The following is a 16,915-nucleotide window of genomic DNA, read 5'->3' on the forward strand; positions in this document are numbered from 1 at the left end:
GCGACCTGTGGGGTTATTGGCCCGTCACTTCTTCAACGCGTCATGAGCCTCCAGCGCTCGCAGGGAGTAGATGTACGCCGCGCCCGCGTTGAGGGACACCGCGGTGGCCAGGGTGGCGGCGATTTCTTCGCGGGTGGCGCCGGCCTTGATGGCGGCGTCGGTGTGTACGCCGATGCAGCCGTCACAGCGCGTGGTGATGGCGACGGCGATGGAGATCAGTTCCCGGGTCTTGGCATCGAGCACATTGTTCTCCGCCGCGGCTTCGTCCAGGGCCATGTAGGCCTTGACCATCTTCGGATTGCTTTTGCCCAGGGCACCAAAGGCGCTCTTGATGGTGGGCAGCAGCTCGGACCAGTTGTTGAACATAGCGTTGACTCCTGTGGAAGAGACGGGCAAGTGTGCCCCTGTAGTCTTGACCATCCATGACGATCAAGCCCGGCTAACGATGAAAAAAAGTCCTGCACGCCCGATTCAGGGCGCCCGGGCCGGCAACAGCTTCAAGGTGCCATGGGTGTTGGCCGTTACTTCTTCCTCGGCCAGGTGCGCCTGGTGATACAGCCCCTCGATGTACGCCTCGGCCTGATCCTCGTAATGCTTGTCGAACGGAACACCGCTCTGGCCAACGGGGTTGATGGTGACGCTGTGGCTCGGGTCGGCGAAGTCGATGATGCGCCGGGTCGAAGGCCCGTAGGTCACCGGCCACGGCGCCGGGCCGATCCGGGCGGAGAGGTTGTTGGGCACTTCGTGAGTGCCGGGCGCGGCGAACGGGCCGACGTTGAAGATCCGGTCCAGGGGCTTTTGCAGGCCCAGCGGGTGGCCGTGGGTCAGGGTGTGGGCCTTGCCCCATTGCCATTGCGTGGCATCGTCGCCGAAGGTGGCCTTCAAATGGTCGAGGCTCTTGTCCCAGGCCTTTTTCACGGTGTCGGCACGGGTCTCGGTGCCGAGGGTCGTGCGATCGTCCCACCACGGTGAGTCCTCTGCGGTTGCCAAGCGTGGCAGGGCCGCGTCGATCACCCGGGTCGACAGGGCGGTTTCGAAGAACCCGTCGCCCAGTTCATCGTGCAGGGCGGCATCGGCCAGGTTGAACAGGAATTGGTTGAACAGCGTGGCGCTGAGGGAGTCCAGGGGATAATCGCCAGGCCATTGGGCCAATTGTTCCACCCATTTGCGTTGCTGCGGGTCACTGACCACCCCACGCAGCACCGGCACCAGCGGTGCAAGCAGGCGAGGACCGTAGGCGGTGGTGGTGCCCAACTGCAGTTTCTGGGTGCTTTCCAGGTCCCACTTCGCCTGCTTGTCGCTGAGCTGGTGGTTGAGTTGCTGGCCACGGTCGGCAAGGTTGTAGTAGCCGGGGATCTCGATGCCGCTGGCCGGCACCGGTTGGAAATTGGCCGAGACGATGTAGCCCCGCGCCGGATTTTCTTCCTGCGGGTTGCTGCTGAACGGATAGAAACCTTCCTTTTCCGCCTCCGGGCTGCTGCCATCGAGAATGAAGCCAGGCTTCACGCCGGCGGGGCGCTTGGGCAATTGCGCAGCGGCCCACCAGCCGATGTCCCCCTTGGCATTGGCCCAGACCACGTTCAGCCCCGGTGCGTGGATCTTGGCCGAAGCGCCGCGGGCCTTGGCGAGGGTGTCGGCGCGGTTGAGCTGGTAGAAGGCGTTGAGGATCGGGTTGCGGCTTTCCAGGAATCCCCACCACATGGCGACCGGAGTCTTGCCGGCGTTGGCGCCGAGGGCATCGTTGACGATCGGACCGTGGGGCGACTGGCGCAGCACCAGCGTCACCGGCGCCTGGCCCTTGACCGCGATCTGCTGCTCGCTGCGGGTCATGTCCACCCATTGGTCGCGATACCAGACCTGCTCGGGATTGTCCGGGTTGACCTTCTCGGCGATCAGGTCCAGGTCGTCGTTCTGGAACATGGTGACGCTCCAGCCGAAATCCTTGCTCATGCCTAGCGTCGCAAAGGGCAGCAATGCCTGGTAATGCCCGTAGAGCTCAAAGCCGGGGGCCGACAGGTGCGCCTCGTACCACACCGACGGCGTGGAAAAACGAATGTGCGGGTCGCCCGCCAGCAATGGCTTGCCGCTGCGGGTACGGCTGCCGGCGACCGCCCAGGCGTTACTGCCTTCGAACTGCGGCAAGCCATTGTCGGCCAGGGCCTGCTCGCTCAGGCGGGCCAGGGCGTTGAGGCCTTTCCAATCGGCGGCGGCCAGGGGCAGGCCGGCTTTGCGCCCTTCGGCCAGCACGCCCTGGGGCTGCCAGTCGAGGTCGAAAATATTCAGGTAGTTGGCACCCAGCACATCGCGCACATAGGTCAGCAGGGGTTCGGTGCGAAAGGCAGCGGCGAAGCTGTAGGCCATGTAGCCGGTGATGCTCACGGTGTCTTCGGCGGTGAAGGGGCGCTTGGGAATGCCCAGCACATCGAACTCCACGGGCCGGGTGTGGCTGTCCTGGTAGGCGTTGATACCGTCCAGGTAAGCCTGCATGGCGACCCAGGCGGGGGATTGCGGGTCCTGCTCGGTGATGTAGGCCGCGGCGCGCTCGCGAATACGCAGGCTGCGCATCAGCTTATCGGTGTCCAGCAGCTTCGGCCCCAGCACCTCGGCCAGCTCGCCCCGGGCGAGGCGGCGCATGATCTCCATCTGGAACAGCCGGTCCTGGGCATGGACATAACCGAGGGCGCGGTACAGGTCGGCTTCGTTCTCGGCGCGGATATGCGGCACACCGCGTTCGTCGTAGCGCACCGTCACCGAGCCCAGCAGCCCTTGCATCTGCATCGTGCCTTGGCGGGTGGGCTGCTTGCTGTAGAGGTAGCCGCCCGCGACGATGATCGCGGTGACGATCAATGAGAGGAAGGCGATGAGGGTGCGTTTCATGGTGAGTCCTTATTCTGATGACAGCGGTTCCATGGCCTCGCTGTTCGTTCCCTGTTTAACATGCCGCTGCGCGACTTCGCATCGCTCCTCGGGAGGATTTCCCGTCTTATTCCTTGCCTGATGTGTCCTGGGACCAAGGACAATAGCAACCCACCGCCATCGTATGCGTCGCATTGACCGCCCGACCGCCGCTCAACGCTTCAAGAATCGGCTCGATGAAGCTGTTGCTCGAATTACAGGTCAGGCCTTCGCTGTAGGGGCCGAAATACGCGAGCTGGCCGCTGCGATCCCAGATCGCCACGGCCGGGCTGGCGGGGATCTGGCTGGAGCCGGGCAGGCTTGGGAGCGGCTTGAGGTTGTTCAGGGTGGCCGGTAACTGACCCTGGCTGCCGGGCTTTTGTACCGCATAGAACTCGACGCCTTGCGGTACGTATTTATCCACCAGTTCGGAAAGGTGTTGCTGATTGCCGACGTTGCACGGGCACGCCGGGTCCCAGAAATGCACCAGGCGGATCGCGCCGGGGCCTGCCAGGTCGGCGGGCAGGCGCAGAGGGTCGCCGGAAAATATCGCGGTGTGTTGGCTGAAGGCCCGCAGGAAACGGCCCTGGAACCAGTCGTAGGCCACCCACAATACGATGGCGCATCCGAGGGCGAGCAGGCTGGCAAGCAAGGTCGTGCGGTGGGACGGGCGCATGGAGTCGATCCTCTGAGGCCGCGTAGCTTGCCATGCTTGCCGCGACAGATGAATATCGCAGGCCTGTAAAGTCTGTTTCGCGCGCTGCGCCTTTGTCTGGAACTCTTGATGCCTGCCACTTTCGATCCCGATCTCCTGCGTGCCAGCCTGCAACCGTTGGCCCAGTGGCAAGCCCTGTCCGAGCAAGCCCGGGCCTACCAGCGGTTCTATGGGCTGGATTTCCCCCAGCGCAGTGTGCGCAAGGGATTAGGGCGTTTCGAGGTGGGCGGGTATGAAGTGGTCAGCCAGGTCTGGTGGCCGGAAAAAACCGTGGCGACGTTGTTTGTGTTCCACGGTTACTACGATCACATGGGGCTGTACCGGCACCTGATCGAGTGGGCCTTGGAGCAGAAATTCGCGGTGATCGCCTGCGACCTGCCTGGCCATGGCCTGTCCAGCGGCGAACGCGCCAGCATCGGCGATTTCGCCGAGTACCAGGCCACCTTGCAGGGCTTGTTGGCCGAGGCCGCGACGCTGGACCTGCCGCATCCCTGGCACTTGTGTGGGCAAAGCACTGGCGGCGCCATCGTGGTCGATCACGTGCTCAACCACGGCGCGCAGAGCCCGGCCCAGGGTCAGGTCATCCTGCTGTCACCCCTGGTACGGCCGCGGGCCTGGGGCTGGTCGCGCCTGAGTTATTACCTGCTCAAGCCCTTCGTGACCGGCATCGCCCGGCGTTTCAGCGAGAACTCCACCGACCCGCAGTTCCTGCCTTTCTTGCAAGCCGACCCGTTGCAACCGCTGCGCCTGCCTACTGCGTGGGTGGGCGCGTTGGGGCAATGGATCAAGCGTATCGAAGCCGCCCCAAGCAGCCCGCGCCAGCCCTTGATCGTGCAGGGGGAGGCGGATATGACGGTGGATTGGGTGCACAACCTGAACGTGCTGCGCAGCAAGTTCGACCGGCCGCAGGTGTTGATGTTGCCTGAGGGGCGGCATCATCTGGCGAACGAGGCGCTGGCGATGCGGCAGGAGATGTTTGGGTTCTTGACGAAGCGGATGAGCAGAGTCAGGCGGTGACTGATTAATTGCCTTCGCGAGCAAGCCCGCTCCCACAGGGTCTTGAGTGAACTTAGGTTCTGCGACCGTCGCAAACCCCTGTGGGAGCGGGCTTGCTCGCGAAAGCGGTATAGCCGGCGCTGAAGATCTATCTACTGCCCGAGATCCTGCCCCACCGCCAACCCCGCCCGAATCGCCGCCAGGGCCGCCTGATAATAAGCCTGGCCCTCGGTCGATTCGGCGAAGGTGGCGAATTCTTCCAGCTCGGTATCCGTCAGGTCACGGTAGACGTACAGCAGCGTGTTGTTCAGGTCCGCGCCGATCTGTTCCATCAGGCGCTGGCGCTGGCCGTTGAGCATGCCCTGGGCCTGGCCGGCACCCAAGAGTCCCGGGATCATCGAGCTCAGGCTGTCGGCCGCCACGCCGGCGATCGCCAGGCTGACTTCGGCGCCGGCCTCGCGGGCGGGGAGGGCCTGGGCCAGGTGGCCGATGATCAACAGGCGGTTGTCGCTGGCTTGCATCTTCGGCAGGCCCTTGGCGTTTTTCGCCAATTGGTCGCGCCGGGTCGCCAGCAATTCGGCCGCCACGACCTTGCGGCCCAGGGGCGACTGGAAAAAGGCCAGGGCCGGGTTCGGGTCGCGAAGCTTGCTGCGTATCTGCGCCTCGGCCCGCTGGTCCATGGCCTGGGGAGCAAAACGTTGATTGCTGTTGTTGACCAGCGCCTGGAACACCGCCGGCGGCAGGCTGCTCTGGTAGCGTTGCTGGGCGGCGCTCAAGGCATCATTGAAATGCGCCCGCTGTTCCGGCCAGCCGGCGACCTTGTACAACTGGTCGTAGCTGTCTGCCCAGGCGGGCAAAACGCAGAACATCAACAGTGAGAAAAGCAAACGGCGCATAGGGACTCCTGTCAGCAGCCGACTATTCTCCGTGGGGTGTGGGGTCTTGTCGAGAATTCGTATCAAGTTCGTACGGCGGTGCTCTTGGAGGTAAAGAACCGACGCAGCGAACCCGCTGCGTGGCGCTGTCGGTTTTGCAGGCGCCGGCATACTATGCGCGCCATGCAAATACCTTCTGATCACCCGCTGCTGTTACGTATCGTCGACGACCTGGCCGAGCGCGGCTGGTCGCAGCAGAACCTCTTCCTGCCGGACGCGCTGACCCGCGCCCTGGCGGCCGAATGCCGCCAGCGTGCCGCCGAGGGTGAGCTGGCCCCGGCGGCGGTCGGACGCGGGCCGTTCTCGGAGATTCGCGAAGGGATCCGGGGTGATCGCATTCAGTGGATCGAGCCTGGCCAGGCGCAAGCCTGCGATCAATACCTGACACTGATGGATAGCCTGCGCGAGGCGATGAATCGCGGGTTGTTCCTGGGGCTGGAAGACTTCGAAAGTCATTTTGCCCTGTATCCACCCGGCGCGTTCTACCTCAAGCATGTCGACCGCTTTCGCGACGACGACCGGCGGATGGTGTCGGCGGTGCTTTATCTCAACGACGATTGGTTGCCGGAACACGGCGGCCAGTTGCGCATGTACCTGGAGGACGGCGTGGAGCGTGACGTGGTGCCCATCGGCGGTTGCCTGGTGGTGTTCCTGTCGGGGGACATCCCTCACGAAGTGCTGCCGGCCACCCGGGATCGCCTGTCCTTGACCGGTTGGTTCCGCCGTCGCGGCAACGAGGTGTTCTGACGATGGAAAAGATCCTGGTCAGCCGCTGCCTGCTCGGCCATCGCGTGCGCTACGACGGCGGTGCCAGCGGGCCGTTCGATCAACTCCAGCAATGGCTCGACCAAGGCCGGGTCGTACCGCTGTGCCCGGAAGTCGCTGGCGGCTTGCCCACCCCGCGTGCGGCGGCGGAGATTCCTGGGGGGCAGGGCGGGCAAGTGCTTGACGGTCAGGCCGCGGTGATCACCACCGATGGCGAAGATGTGAGCGCGCAATTTCTGTCAGGCGCGTATCAAGCGCTGGAGCAGGTGCGAGTTCACGGCATCCGCATCGCGGTGCTCAAGGCCAACAGCCCATCGTGTGGCAACCTGCTGACCTATGATGGGACGTTCAGTGGTGTGAAAGTCAGCGGCGAAGGGGTGACGGCGGCGTTGCTCAGGCGCCATGGCGTGCGGGTGTTCAGTGAGCTGGAGTTGCCTGAAGCGGCGGCGGCCCTGAAGGCCTTGAGCCACGAATAACTTCTGGCTGACCGCTTTTGTGGCGAGGGAGCTTGCTCCCGCTGGGCCGCGAAGCGGTCCTGAAACCTGACACTCCGGTGTGTCAGGCCAACCGCGTTCCGGCATTTTGGGGCCGCTTCGCAGCCCAGCGGGAGCAAGCTCCCTCGCCACAGGTTTTGTGTACTGCCAAAGGGTACTTGGCCAGAACCTTGTGTCGCTCAGAGCTGCTCGGCCAACTGCTCGATCTGCTCCTGCCGCTCCGCCTGGCTCAACCGCGGCTGGGGGTTGAGGGATGACCATTGCGGATGCGCCCGGGCCTTGTTCAGGGCTTCGGGCAGCTTGCCCTCGCGCCAAGTCTTGTCCTGGGGCGTGGCGATGCGGATGCTGTCCAGCGCCGCGTGGCCGCGCAGGTTGAGGGCTTGCAGCAACTGTCCTTGGCGCAGGGCCAGTAGGCGCAGCACGCTGTCGTCAACCGTCAGTTCCCGTTGCCCCTTGAGTTTGCCCATCAGCCGGTTGCCGTAGCTGCGGGCGGTTTGCAGGGTGCCGCCGACAATCGCCCCGGCCAGGGCGGCGGCGCCGAGGGTCAGGCCACCTACCAGCAAGTCCACCCCGGCACCGGCCGCCGCGCCCGCCGCGATCCCGCCGCCGACGCGTACACCCAATTGCTTGAGGGTTTCGGGGTTGAACAGGTCATCGCCCCAGCGCCCGTCGAGCAGCGGCAGGTCGCCGGCGGCGGCGTCCTGGGGACGGAACGCGTAGAGTTTGAGCAGGGCTTCGACACAACGCTGTTCGCGTTGACGTACCGCGTTGCGCAATTCGCCAATGGCCTGGCGTTCCAGTTCGGTATCGCTGGCGACGCTGCGTCGGCAGGCGGCGCAGTCGATCAGCAGTTCGGCGATCAAGCGCGCCGCGCTCTGCTGGCGGGCCAGGCGTTGGGCCTGCTGGTCGGCGACCAGTCGCTCCAGTTGCCCACGGGCGCCTTCCAGCAACAACGCGAGGCTTTCATACAGGCGTCGCTCGCCGTCCTCGGGCGGGGCGACGCTGTCAAAGCGCACCAGGGCGTGCAACCCCAATCGCGCCAGGGCTTCGCGCCAGTCGGGTTCACGATGCTGGGCGCTGCTGACGAAATTCAGCACCGGCAGCAGCGGTTTGCCACAACTGGCGAGGACTTCCAATTCATCGCGGTACTTGGCCAGCACCGGTTCCCGAGCATCGATCACATACAAACCGGCGTCGCTGGCGAGCAATTGCCGCAGTACCTTGGCTTCCTGTTCGAAGCGTTGTCGCGCCTCGCTACCCTCGAGGAAGCGAGCCAGGCGCGCCGGGCCGTCGAGGCGTTCGCCAGGACGCTCCAGGCGCTCGAGGTAATCGAGCAGGGCGATGGCATCTTCCAGGCCCGGCGTGTCGTACAGCTCCAGCAACGCTTCGCCGTCCACCGACAGGCGCGCACCCTCGACATGCCGGGTGGTGCTTGGGCGGTGGGACACCTCGCCGAAGCCGACGTCGCGGGTCAAGGTCCGCAGCAACGAGGTCTTGCCCACGTTGGTGTGGCCGACCACGGCCAGTTTCAGCGGCTTCACGGGGTCAGTCATGGCCGCTCTCCAGCCAGTTCAAGGGCATGCAATCGGCGAACGGCAACTGCAACTGTTGCAGCGCGCTGTGCCAGTCCCCCAGGCGCTCGGCGTCCAGCGCTTCGCCGGGCGGCGCCTGCAACAGCCAGACGCGGGTGGCGCTGGCGCTGCGGGCCAGCTCGGCGATCAGCGCCAGGCTGCCACGGTCCGGCGAGCGACGTGGGTCACAGGCAATCGCCAGGCGTGTCGGCGGAAAACGCGACAGCTGTTCGAGGAGTTTGTGGCGCGACTCGCGGCTGTCGAGGATGCCGGCGCTTTTCACGGTTTCGGGCAGCTTGGGCGGCCAGGGCCGATCATCCAGTTCGATCGCCACCAGCAGCGCGCCGTCGCTGTCCATCGCACTGACGGCACTTTCGACTCGATGCAAGTGCGCGGGGGCGGCGTCGTTGACGCCCAGGCGTTCGCTGCTGGGCATCAGCCGTTCACGCAACTGGGCGTAGCCCGGCAGGTTCAAATCCAGGCGCAGCGTGGCGCGACCGCGTCGCCAGCGCCACAGGCACAGCAACGCCAGGCCCAGGCGGGGTAGCAGGCCATAGACCAGCAGCACGCCGACCAGCCAGGCGGCCCAGGCCTGGCGGGCGCTTTCGATGTTCAGCGCGGCGTCGCCACTGGCGCGGATCATGTCCTCGGTCGGCACGCTGAAGCCCAGCAGTGCCGGCAGTGCGCCGAGGGCCTGGGTCATGGCGACGAAGGTTTCGCTGCCCAGCAGGGTGGTTTCCCAGACGAAGCCATAGCGCCGGGTCGCCATCAGCAGCAGGACGATGACCAGCGCGCTGAGCATCGCCAGCAGCCACAGGCCATTGACCAACACACCGAGGGCCCAGCGACTGAGTTTGTGCCGTTGCAGCAACAGCAGCAGGGCCGGCGCCAGTTGGGCGGCCTTGGCGTCGCGGGCGAGTTTTTCGCTGAGCCACAGCCACAGGCGTCCCAGTGCGGCACCTTGCTCACCGGCGAAGACCAGGCCCAGGACCCAACCGATGAGCAGCACCAGATTCAACCCCAACAGACTGCCCAAGGCCCAGAACACATTGACCGGTGCCTGGCCGTCACCGAGGGCGGCCAACCCGAGGCCGGCGCCGCTGAGGACGGCGAGCAGCGCCAAGGCGATCAGCGCCAGGCGCGCCCCTTGCAGCCAATGGCGCAGGGCTTGCGTGAGGCCATCGCGCTCGGCCAGCCAACGGGCGCGCTGATGGATGCGGGCGGATAGATCGCCGCCTGACGCACGGGCCAGGCGATTGGCTTCCTGGTCTTGGAGCGGGCCGGCGTGCTCTTCACGCAGGCGGATCGTCTCGGTCAACCAGAGGTTCTGCAGTACTGTCACGGGGGCTTCCGTTGCTCGAATGAGGGTTGAGCATAACCGCTGTGATGCCTGTCGGGGTACGCCGGGCCTCTGGTATCCTCGCGGCCATGAACAAAACTCTCCCCCTAAGCCTGATCGCAGCCCTCGGTGAAAACCGTGTGATCGGCGTCGACAACAGCATGCCCTGGCACCTGCCGGGGGATTTCAAATACTTCAAGGCCACCACCTTGGGCAAGCCGATCATCATGGGGCGCAAGACCTGGGACTCCCTCGGTCGACCGCTGCCGGGGCGGCTGAACATCGTCGTCAGTCGCCAGCCGGGTCTGGTGCTGGAAGGTGCCGAGGTGTTTTCCACCTTGGAAGCCGCCGTGGCGCGGGCCGAGGCCTGGGCGCTGGAGCAGGGTATCGACGAATTGATGTTGATCGGTGGCGCCCAGCTCTATGCCCAGGCCCTGGAACAGGCGGATCGACTGTACCTGACCCGCGTGGCGCTGAGCCCTGAGGGAGATGCGTGGTTTCCTGAGTTCGATCCGAGCCAGTGGAAACGGGTCTCGAACCAGCCGAACCCGGGTGAAGGCGACAAGCCGGCCTATAGCTTTGAGGTGTGGGAAAAGCTTTAAAGCAAAAGCTTCGCGAGCAAGCCCGCTCCCACAGTCGACCGATTTTTCCTGGCACAACTCGGTTAACTGTGGGAGCGGGCTTGCTCGCGAAGGCGATTGATCAGGCGCCACCCATCAAGCGTGCACCAACTCCCCATGCTCCTGGGCATCAAGCAACGCCTTGTCCGTCTGCTGCATCACCTGGCTGGTAATCGCCCCGGCGGTGATCGAGCCGCTGACGTTCAACGCCGTACGCCCCATGTCGATCAGCGGTTCGACGGAAATCAGCAAAGCCACCAGCGACACCGGCAAGCCCATGGCCGGCAGCACGATCAGCGCGGCGAACGTCGCGCCGCCTCCGACCCCGGCCACCCCGGCCGAACTCAACGTCACGATCGCCACCAGTGTTGCGATCCACACCGGGTCCAGCGGGTTGATGCCCACGGTCGGTGCGACCATCACCGCCAGCATGGCCGGGTAAAGGCCGGCACAACCGTTCTGGCCGATAGTGGCGCCGAACGAGGCGCTGAAGCTGGCAATCGCCCGGGGAATGCCGAGGCGGCTGGTCTGGGCTTCGATGCTCAATGGGATGGTGGCCGCGCTGGAGCGGCTGGTGAAAGCGAAGGTCAACACGGGCCAGATCTTGCGGAAAAAGCGCAATGGGTTGATGCCGGCAGCGGACACCAGTAGGCCATGGACCACGAACATCAGGCCCAGCCCCAGGTACGACACCACGACAAAGCTGCCGAGCTTGATGATGTCCTGCAGGTTGGAACCGGCCACCACCTTGGTCATCAACGCCAGCACACCGTATGGCGTCAGCTTCATCACCAGGCGCACCAGGCGCGTCACCCAGCTTTGCAGGGTGTCGATCGCGTTGATCACTTTCTGGCCTTTCTCCACGTCATCCTTGAGCAACTGCAACGCCGCGACGCCGAGGAACGCGGCGAAGATCACCACGCTGATGATCGACGTCGGCTTGGCCCGCGCCAGGTCGGCAAAGGGGTTCTGCGGAATGAACGAAAGCAGCAGTTGCGGGATGTTCAGGTCGGCGACCTTGCCGGCGTAGTCGCTCTGGATCACTTGCAGGCGCGCCAACTCCTGGGTGCCGGCCACCAGGCCCTCGGCGGTGAGGCCGAACAGGTTGGTCAGGCCGATGCCGATCAGCGCGGCGATTGCGGTGGTGAACAGCAGCGTGCCAATGGTCAGGAAGCTGATCTTGCCCAGGGACGAGGCGTTATGCAGGCGGGCCACGGCGCTGAGGATCGAGGCGAAGACCAGTGGAATCACGATCATCTGCAGCAACTGCACGTAGCCGTTGCCCACCAGGTCGAACCAGCCGATCGAGGCCTTGAGCACCGGATTGCCGGCGCCATAAATCGTGTGCAGGGCGATACCGAACACCACGCCCAGCACCAGCGCCAGCAGCACTTTCTTGGCCAGGCTCCAGGTGCGGTGACGGGTTTGCGCCAGGCCGAACAGCAAGGCGAGGAACACCAGCAGGTTGAGGATCAGCGGCAGATTCATCAAAAGAGACTCCGATAAGACGTACCAGTCGCCCGAAGCCGCGACTGTGAGCCGGGAAGCCTAACAGCCTGATATCTAATGAATTAATACTAAAAAGGCATGTTGATTGTCGTTTATGGAATAAGGACTTGGCGTTTGCGGGTACGTCGCTGGCGTGATCAGGACGCAAGCGGTCGCGGCTGGGCGAGGACTGTCACACGCATTTGTTAGCGTCGAGTTCTTTGAACCCGGGAGAAATGCCGATGAAACTCGCACCTCGTTTTCTCGCTGTCGCCTTGAGTCTTGGCCTCGTCGGCCAGGCACTTGCCACCGAACTCAAGCACTGGCCAGCGGAGCAGGCCAAGGCCTTGGACGCGATGATCGCCGCCAACGCCAACAAGGGTAACTACGCGGTGTTCGACATGGACAACACCAGTTACCGCTACGACCTTGAGGAATCGTTGCTGCCGTTCATGGAGAACAAGGGCCTCATCACCCGGGAAACCCTCGACCCGTCCTTGAAGTTGATGCCGTTCAAGGACACGGCCGACCACAAGGAAAGCCTGTTCAGCTATTACTACCGCTTGTGCGAAGTCGATGACATGGTCTGCTACCCGTGGGTGGCCCAGGTGTTCTCGGGCTTCACGCTCAAGGAGCTCAAGGGCTACGTCGATGAGCTGATGGCGTCCGGCAAGCCGGTGCCGACCACTTATTACGATGGCGACAAGGTGGTCGAGTACACCGTCAATCCACCGAAGATCTTCACCGGTCAGGCCGAGCTGTACAACAAGCTGATGGAAAACGGCATCGAGGTCTATGTCATGACCGCCGCTTCCGAAGAACTGGTGCGCATGGTCGCCGCGGACCCGAAATACGGCTACAACCTCAAGCCGCAGAACGTGATCGGCGTGACCACGCTGCTCAAGGACCGCAAGACCGGCGAGCTGACTACCGCGCGCAAGCAGATCACCAACGGCAAATATGACGAGAAGGCTAACCTTGGCCTGGAGTACACGCCGTACCTGTGGACCCCGGCAACCTGGATGGCCGGCAAGCACGCGGCGATCCTGACGTACATCGACGAATGGAAAAAACCGGTGCTGGTGGCGGGTGACACACCGACCAGTGACGGCTACATGCTGTTCCACGACGTGGACGTGGCCAAGGGCGGGATTCACCTGTGGGTCAACCGCAAGGACAAGTACATGACCCAGATCAACGGCATGATGGCCAAGCACGCCGCCGCCCAAGCCAAGGAAGGACTGCCAGTGACGGCGGACAAGAACTGGGTGATCGTCAAGCCTGAAGACATCCAATAACCCCCCGTCCCACAGGGATACCAAGGAACCTTGTGGCGAGGGAGCTTGCTCCCGCTGGGCTGCGTAGCAGCCCTAAAGTCAGCCCACGCATTGAGGGGAGGGACGAATTTTTGGGGCCGCTTCGCGACCCAGCGGGAGCAAGCTCCCTCGCCACGAAAGATGACTTGGCTCAAAGGGTCGAACTGAAGCCCAAAAAAATGCCCCGCACTTGGCGGGGCTTTTTTATGGGCAGCGCTTACAGGCCGTCAAGCATCGCCTTGTTACGCACCGCGCCCTTGTCGGCGCTGGTGGCGAGCAGGGCGTAGGCCTTGAGGGCCGTAGTGACTTTGCGCGGACGCACTTCCACCGGTTTCCAGCCCTTGTTGTCCTGTTCGATGCGGCGCCCGGCCAGTTCGTCGTCGCTGATCAACAGGTTGATCGAGCGGTTCGGAATGTCGATCAGGACCTTGTCGCCATCGCGCACCAGGCCGATGGCGCCGCCCGCCGCCGCTTCCGGCGAAGCGTGGCCGATGGACAGGCCCGAGGTGCCGCCGGAGAAACGGCCATCGGTCAGCAAGGCGCAGGCTTTGCCCAGGCCCTTGGATTTCAGGTAGGACGTCGGGTAGAGCATTTCCTGCATGCCCGGGCCGCCTTTCGGGCCTTCGTAGCGAATGATCACGATGTCGCCGGCCTTCACTTCGTCGGCGAGGATGCCGCGCACGGCGCTGTCCTGGCTCTCGAAAATCTTCGCATTGCCTTCGAACACATGGATCGACTCGTCGACGCCGGCGGTTTTCACCACGCAGCCGTCCAGGGCGATGTTGCCGTACAGCACGGCCAGGCCGCCTTCCTGGGAGTAGGCGTGTTCGACGCTGCGGATGCAGCCGTTTTCACGGTCGTCGTCCAGGGTTTCCCAGCGGGTCGACTGGCTGAACGCGGTTTGCGTCGGGATGCCCGCCGGGCCGGCCTTGAAGAAGTGATGCACGGCCTCGTCGGTGGTCTGGGTGATGTCCCACTTGGCGATGGCCTCGGCCATGGTCTTGCTGTGCACGGTCGGCAGGTCGGTGTGCAGCAGGCCGCCACGGGCCAGGGAACCGAGGATGCTGAAGATCCCGCCGGCACGGTGCACGTCTTCCATGTGGTACTTCTGGATGTTCGGCGCGACCTTGCACAGCTGCGGTACGTGACGGGACAGGCGGTCGATGTCGCGCAGGTCGAAATCAATCTCGGCTTCCTGGGCCGCGGCCAGCAAGTGCAGGATGGTGTTGGTGGAACCGCCCATGGCGATGTCCAGGGTCATGGCGTTTTCGAACGCCTTGAAGTTGGCGATGTTGCGCGGCAACACCGACTCGTCGTTCTCGACGTAGTAGCGCTTGCACAGCTCGACGATGGTCCGGCCGGCCTGCAGGAACAACTGTTCGCGGTCGCTGTGGGTGGCCAGGGTCGAACCGTTGCCCGGCAGGGCCAGGCCCAGGGCTTCGGTCAGGCAGTTCATCGAGTTGGCGGTGAACATGCCGGAGCACGAACCGCAAGTCGGGCAAGCGCTGCGCTCATACTCGGCAACCTTCTCGTCAGAAGCGCTGGAGTCGGCGGCGATCACCATGGCGTCGACCAGGTCCAGGCCGTGGCTGGCGAGCTTGGTCTTGCCGGCTTCCATCGGACCGCCGGAGACGAAGATCACCGGGATGTTCAGGCGCAGGGCGGCCATGAGCATGCCGGGGGTGATCTTGTCGCAGTTGGAAATGCACACGATGGCGTCGGCGCAGTGGGCGTTGACCATGTATTCGACCGAGTCGGCGATGATCTCGCGGCTCGGCAGCGAATAAAGCATGCCGTCGTGGCCCATGGCGATGCCGTCGTCCACGGCGATGGTGTTGAATTCCTTGGCAACGCCGCCGACGCGTTCGATTTCCCGGGCAACCAGTTGGCCGAGGTCCTTGAGGTGCACGTGACCTGGTACGAACTGGGTGAAGGAGTTGGCAATGGCGATGATCGGCTTCTTGAAGTCGTCATCCTTCATCCCCGTGGCGCGCCACAAGGCACGGGCGCCGGCCATGTTGCGGCCATGGGTGGATGTTTTCGAGCGGTAATCAGGCATGGAGCACTCCGGGCGGCTAATCAGGTACTTATCAGGTATCAATGGGGAAGTGAGCTTCTGTCGACGTCTGGAGCACCCGGGTTTGGCCGTGTGTCCGCAAGTGGCCGATGACTTTGCAGGATCGCTGCGCGCCTCGGCATGAGCTCATAAACCCGCCGGGGATGAATGGCGATGAATGCCACGATTCTACACCGCTGGCGCCAGGATGAAATGACGCAAAGCGCTGATCGGACGCCAATGTCGTGCGCGGGATGACGACTGGCAGGGTTCAGCCGACTAACAGGCCCCTGCCACGCTGCCGGACCTGGGGGGCAACAGCGGGGCCGGGGTTGATCTTTTGAGCGGAGGCTTATTCAGACGCGCAAAAAAAATCGCAGCCAAGGCTGCGATCAGGATGCAATTGGAGTGTGCGGGGCACAGCGCTATTGGCCCTGGCCCCGCCTGGCCTCAGCTGTTGGGCAACAACCGGCAGGTGATGCTCTTGATATAGCGGGTTTCGGCGATGGCCGGGTGTACCGGGTGGTCTGGCCCCTGGCCGCCGCGTTCGAGCAGTTGGATGTTGCGGTCCAGGTGACGGGCGCTGGTCAGCAGGATGTTTTGCAGGTCGTCTTCGGGCAGGTGCATCGAGCACGATGCGCTGACCAGGATGCCGTCCTTGCTGAGCAGGCGCATGGCTTGCTCGTTGAGGCGGCGATAGGCGCCTTCGCCGTTCTTCAGGTCTTTCTTGCGTTTGATGAAGGCCGGTGGGTCGGCGACGATCACGTCGAAGCGCTCTTCGCTGGCCTTGAGCTCCTTCAGGGCCTCGAAGACGTCGCCTTCGATACAGGTCAGCTTCTCGGCGAAGCCGTTCAGCGCGGCGTTGCGCTCGACACCGTCGAGGGCGAAGGCCGAGGCGTCGACGCAGAACACTTCACTGGCGCCGAACGCCGCGGCTTGCACGCCCCAGCCGCCGATGTAGCTGAACAGGTCCAGCACGCGCTTGCCCTTGGCGTACGGGGCCAGGCGCGCGCGGTTCATGCGGTGGTCGTAGAACCAGCCGGTTTTCTGGCCTTCCATGACCGGCGCCTCGAACTTCACGCCGTTCTCTTCCAGGGCGACCCATTCCGGCACCAGGCCGAACACGGTCTCGACGTAGCGGTTCAGGCCTTCGGCGTCGCGGGCGGCGGAGTCGTTCTTGAACAGGATGCCGCTGGGCTTGAGCACTTGAGTCAGGGCGGCGATCACGTCGTCCTTGTGGGCTTCCATGGTGGCCGAGGCGATCTGCACCACCAGGATGTCGCCGAAGCGGTCGACCACCAGGCCCGGCAGCAGGTCGGAGTCGCCGTAGACCAGGCGATAGAACGGCTTGTCGAACAGCCGCTCGCGCAGGGACAACGCCACGTTGAGGCGATGCACCAGCAGGGATTTGTCCAGCGGCAGCTTCACGTCACGGGACAGCAGCCGGGCGCAGATCAGGTTGTTAGGGCTCATCGCAACGATGCCCAACGGCTTGCCGCCGGCGGCTTCGAGGATGGCCTGGTCGCCGGCCTTGAAGCCGTGCAGGGGCGTGGCGGCTACATCGATTTCGTTGCTGTAGACCCACAAGTGGCCGGCGCGCAGGCGACGGTCGGCGTTGGCTTTGAGGCGCAGGCTAGGCAGGGACATGACGTCGCTCCGGAAAAAAGAGCGGGAGTATACCGTGTTGCAACCTTGGCGGGGCTTGCGGTGGACATGTGGTGAGGG

Annotated in this window: 14 protein-coding genes; 5 read left to right on the forward strand and 9 right to left on the reverse strand. The window is 64.1% G+C overall.

Annotation, left to right across the window (positions count from 1 at the left end; all coding sequences use genetic code 11):
• Window positions 1–24 precede the first annotated feature (24 nt).
• From J3P88_RS01945 to J3P88_RS01955, 3 genes are all read right to left on the reverse strand, one after another.
• Window positions 25–366: a carboxymuconolactone decarboxylase family protein gene (locus tag J3P88_RS01945; protein ID WP_014340738.1), complete on the reverse strand. Its 342-nt coding sequence runs from the start codon at window positions 364–366 to the stop codon at window positions 25–27.
• A gap of 105 nt (window positions 367–471) precedes the next feature.
• Complete coding sequence (locus J3P88_RS01950) at window positions 472–2,877, reverse strand: penicillin acylase family protein (protein ID WP_434573709.1); 2,406 nt, start codon at window positions 2,875–2,877, stop codon at window positions 472–474.
• Window positions 2,878–2,983: 106 nt separating this feature from the next.
• Window positions 2,984–3,571, reverse strand: a complete 588-nt coding sequence (locus J3P88_RS01955; RefSeq protein WP_434573711.1) for a DUF6436 domain-containing protein — start codon at window positions 3,569–3,571, stop codon at window positions 2,984–2,986.
• 108 nt (window positions 3,572–3,679) lie between these two features.
• Here J3P88_RS01955 and J3P88_RS01960 point away from each other — a divergent pair, with 108 nt between their 5' ends.
• Window positions 3,680–4,627: an alpha/beta hydrolase gene (locus J3P88_RS01960; protein WP_434573713.1), complete on the forward strand. Its 948-nt coding sequence runs from the start codon at window positions 3,680–3,682 to the stop codon at window positions 4,625–4,627.
• Window positions 4,628–4,758: 131 nt separating this feature from the next.
• On the opposite strand, the gene J3P88_RS01965 is transcribed toward J3P88_RS01960, so the two are convergent.
• Window positions 4,759–5,502 (reverse strand): DUF2059 domain-containing protein, encoded by a 744-nt coding sequence (locus J3P88_RS01965; protein WP_434573715.1) that lies wholly within the window; start codon window positions 5,500–5,502, stop codon window positions 4,759–4,761.
• Between the two features lie 153 nt (window positions 5,503–5,655).
• Here J3P88_RS01965 and J3P88_RS01970 point away from each other — a divergent pair, with 153 nt between their 5' ends.
• Both J3P88_RS01970 and J3P88_RS01975 read left to right on the forward strand, forming a co-directional pair.
• Window positions 5,656–6,288, forward strand: a complete 633-nt coding sequence (locus tag J3P88_RS01970) for a 2OG-Fe(II) oxygenase (RefSeq protein WP_434573717.1) — start codon at window positions 5,656–5,658, stop codon at window positions 6,286–6,288.
• 2 nt (window positions 6,289–6,290) lie between these two features.
• Window positions 6,291–6,782, forward strand: coding sequence for a DUF523 domain-containing protein (locus J3P88_RS01975; RefSeq protein WP_434573719.1), 492 nt, complete (start codon window positions 6,291–6,293; stop codon window positions 6,780–6,782).
• A 197-nt stretch (window positions 6,783–6,979) separates the two neighbouring features.
• Here the strand turns inward: J3P88_RS01975 and J3P88_RS01980 are convergent, their stop codons facing one another.
• A complete protein-coding gene (locus J3P88_RS01980) occupies window positions 6,980–8,353 on the reverse strand; it encodes a GTPase/DUF3482 domain-containing protein (protein WP_434573720.1) in 1,374 nt (457 codons plus the stop codon).
• Window positions 8,346–9,713, reverse strand: a complete 1,368-nt coding sequence (locus J3P88_RS01985; RefSeq protein WP_434573722.1) for a DUF2868 domain-containing protein — start codon at window positions 9,711–9,713, stop codon at window positions 8,346–8,348. Before J3P88_RS01985 ends, J3P88_RS01980 begins: the two co-directional genes overlap by 8 nt.
• An 86-nt stretch (window positions 9,714–9,799) precedes the next feature.
• Here J3P88_RS01985 and J3P88_RS01990 point away from each other — a divergent pair, with 86 nt between their 5' ends.
• Window positions 9,800–10,312: a dihydrofolate reductase gene (locus tag J3P88_RS01990; protein ID WP_434573724.1), complete on the forward strand. Its 513-nt coding sequence runs from the start codon at window positions 9,800–9,802 to the stop codon at window positions 10,310–10,312.
• A gap of 114 nt (window positions 10,313–10,426) precedes the next feature.
• Here J3P88_RS01990 and J3P88_RS01995 read toward each other — a convergent pair whose 3' ends face one another.
• Complete coding sequence (locus J3P88_RS01995; protein WP_434573726.1) at window positions 10,427–11,818, reverse strand: L-cystine transporter; 1,392 nt, start codon at window positions 11,816–11,818, stop codon at window positions 10,427–10,429.
• A gap of 242 nt (window positions 11,819–12,060) precedes the next feature.
• Between J3P88_RS01995 and J3P88_RS02000 the strand changes: the two genes are divergently transcribed.
• The gene (locus J3P88_RS02000; protein WP_434573728.1) at window positions 12,061–13,116 is read left to right on the forward strand and encodes a haloacid dehalogenase-like hydrolase; all 1,056 of its coding nucleotides are present in this window, start codon (window positions 12,061–12,063) and stop codon (window positions 13,114–13,116) included.
• Window positions 13,117–13,351: 235 nt separating this feature from the next.
• Here J3P88_RS02000 and ilvD read toward each other — a convergent pair whose 3' ends face one another.
• Together ilvD and J3P88_RS02010 are read right to left on the reverse strand one after the other, a co-directional pair.
• Window positions 13,352–15,193, reverse strand: coding sequence for a dihydroxy-acid dehydratase (ilvD, locus tag J3P88_RS02005; protein WP_434573729.1), 1,842 nt, complete (start codon window positions 15,191–15,193; stop codon window positions 13,352–13,354).
• A gap of 447 nt (window positions 15,194–15,640) precedes the next feature.
• Window positions 15,641–16,837, reverse strand: a complete 1,197-nt coding sequence (locus tag J3P88_RS02010; RefSeq protein WP_003206543.1) for a class I SAM-dependent rRNA methyltransferase — start codon at window positions 16,835–16,837, stop codon at window positions 15,641–15,643.
• Window positions 16,838–16,915: the final 78 nt, after the last annotated feature.

Source organism: Pseudomonas sp. Z3-6 (assembly GCF_051131985.1).
GTDB lineage: Bacteria > Pseudomonadota > Gammaproteobacteria > Pseudomonadales > Pseudomonadaceae > Aquipseudomonas > Aquipseudomonas zanjanensis.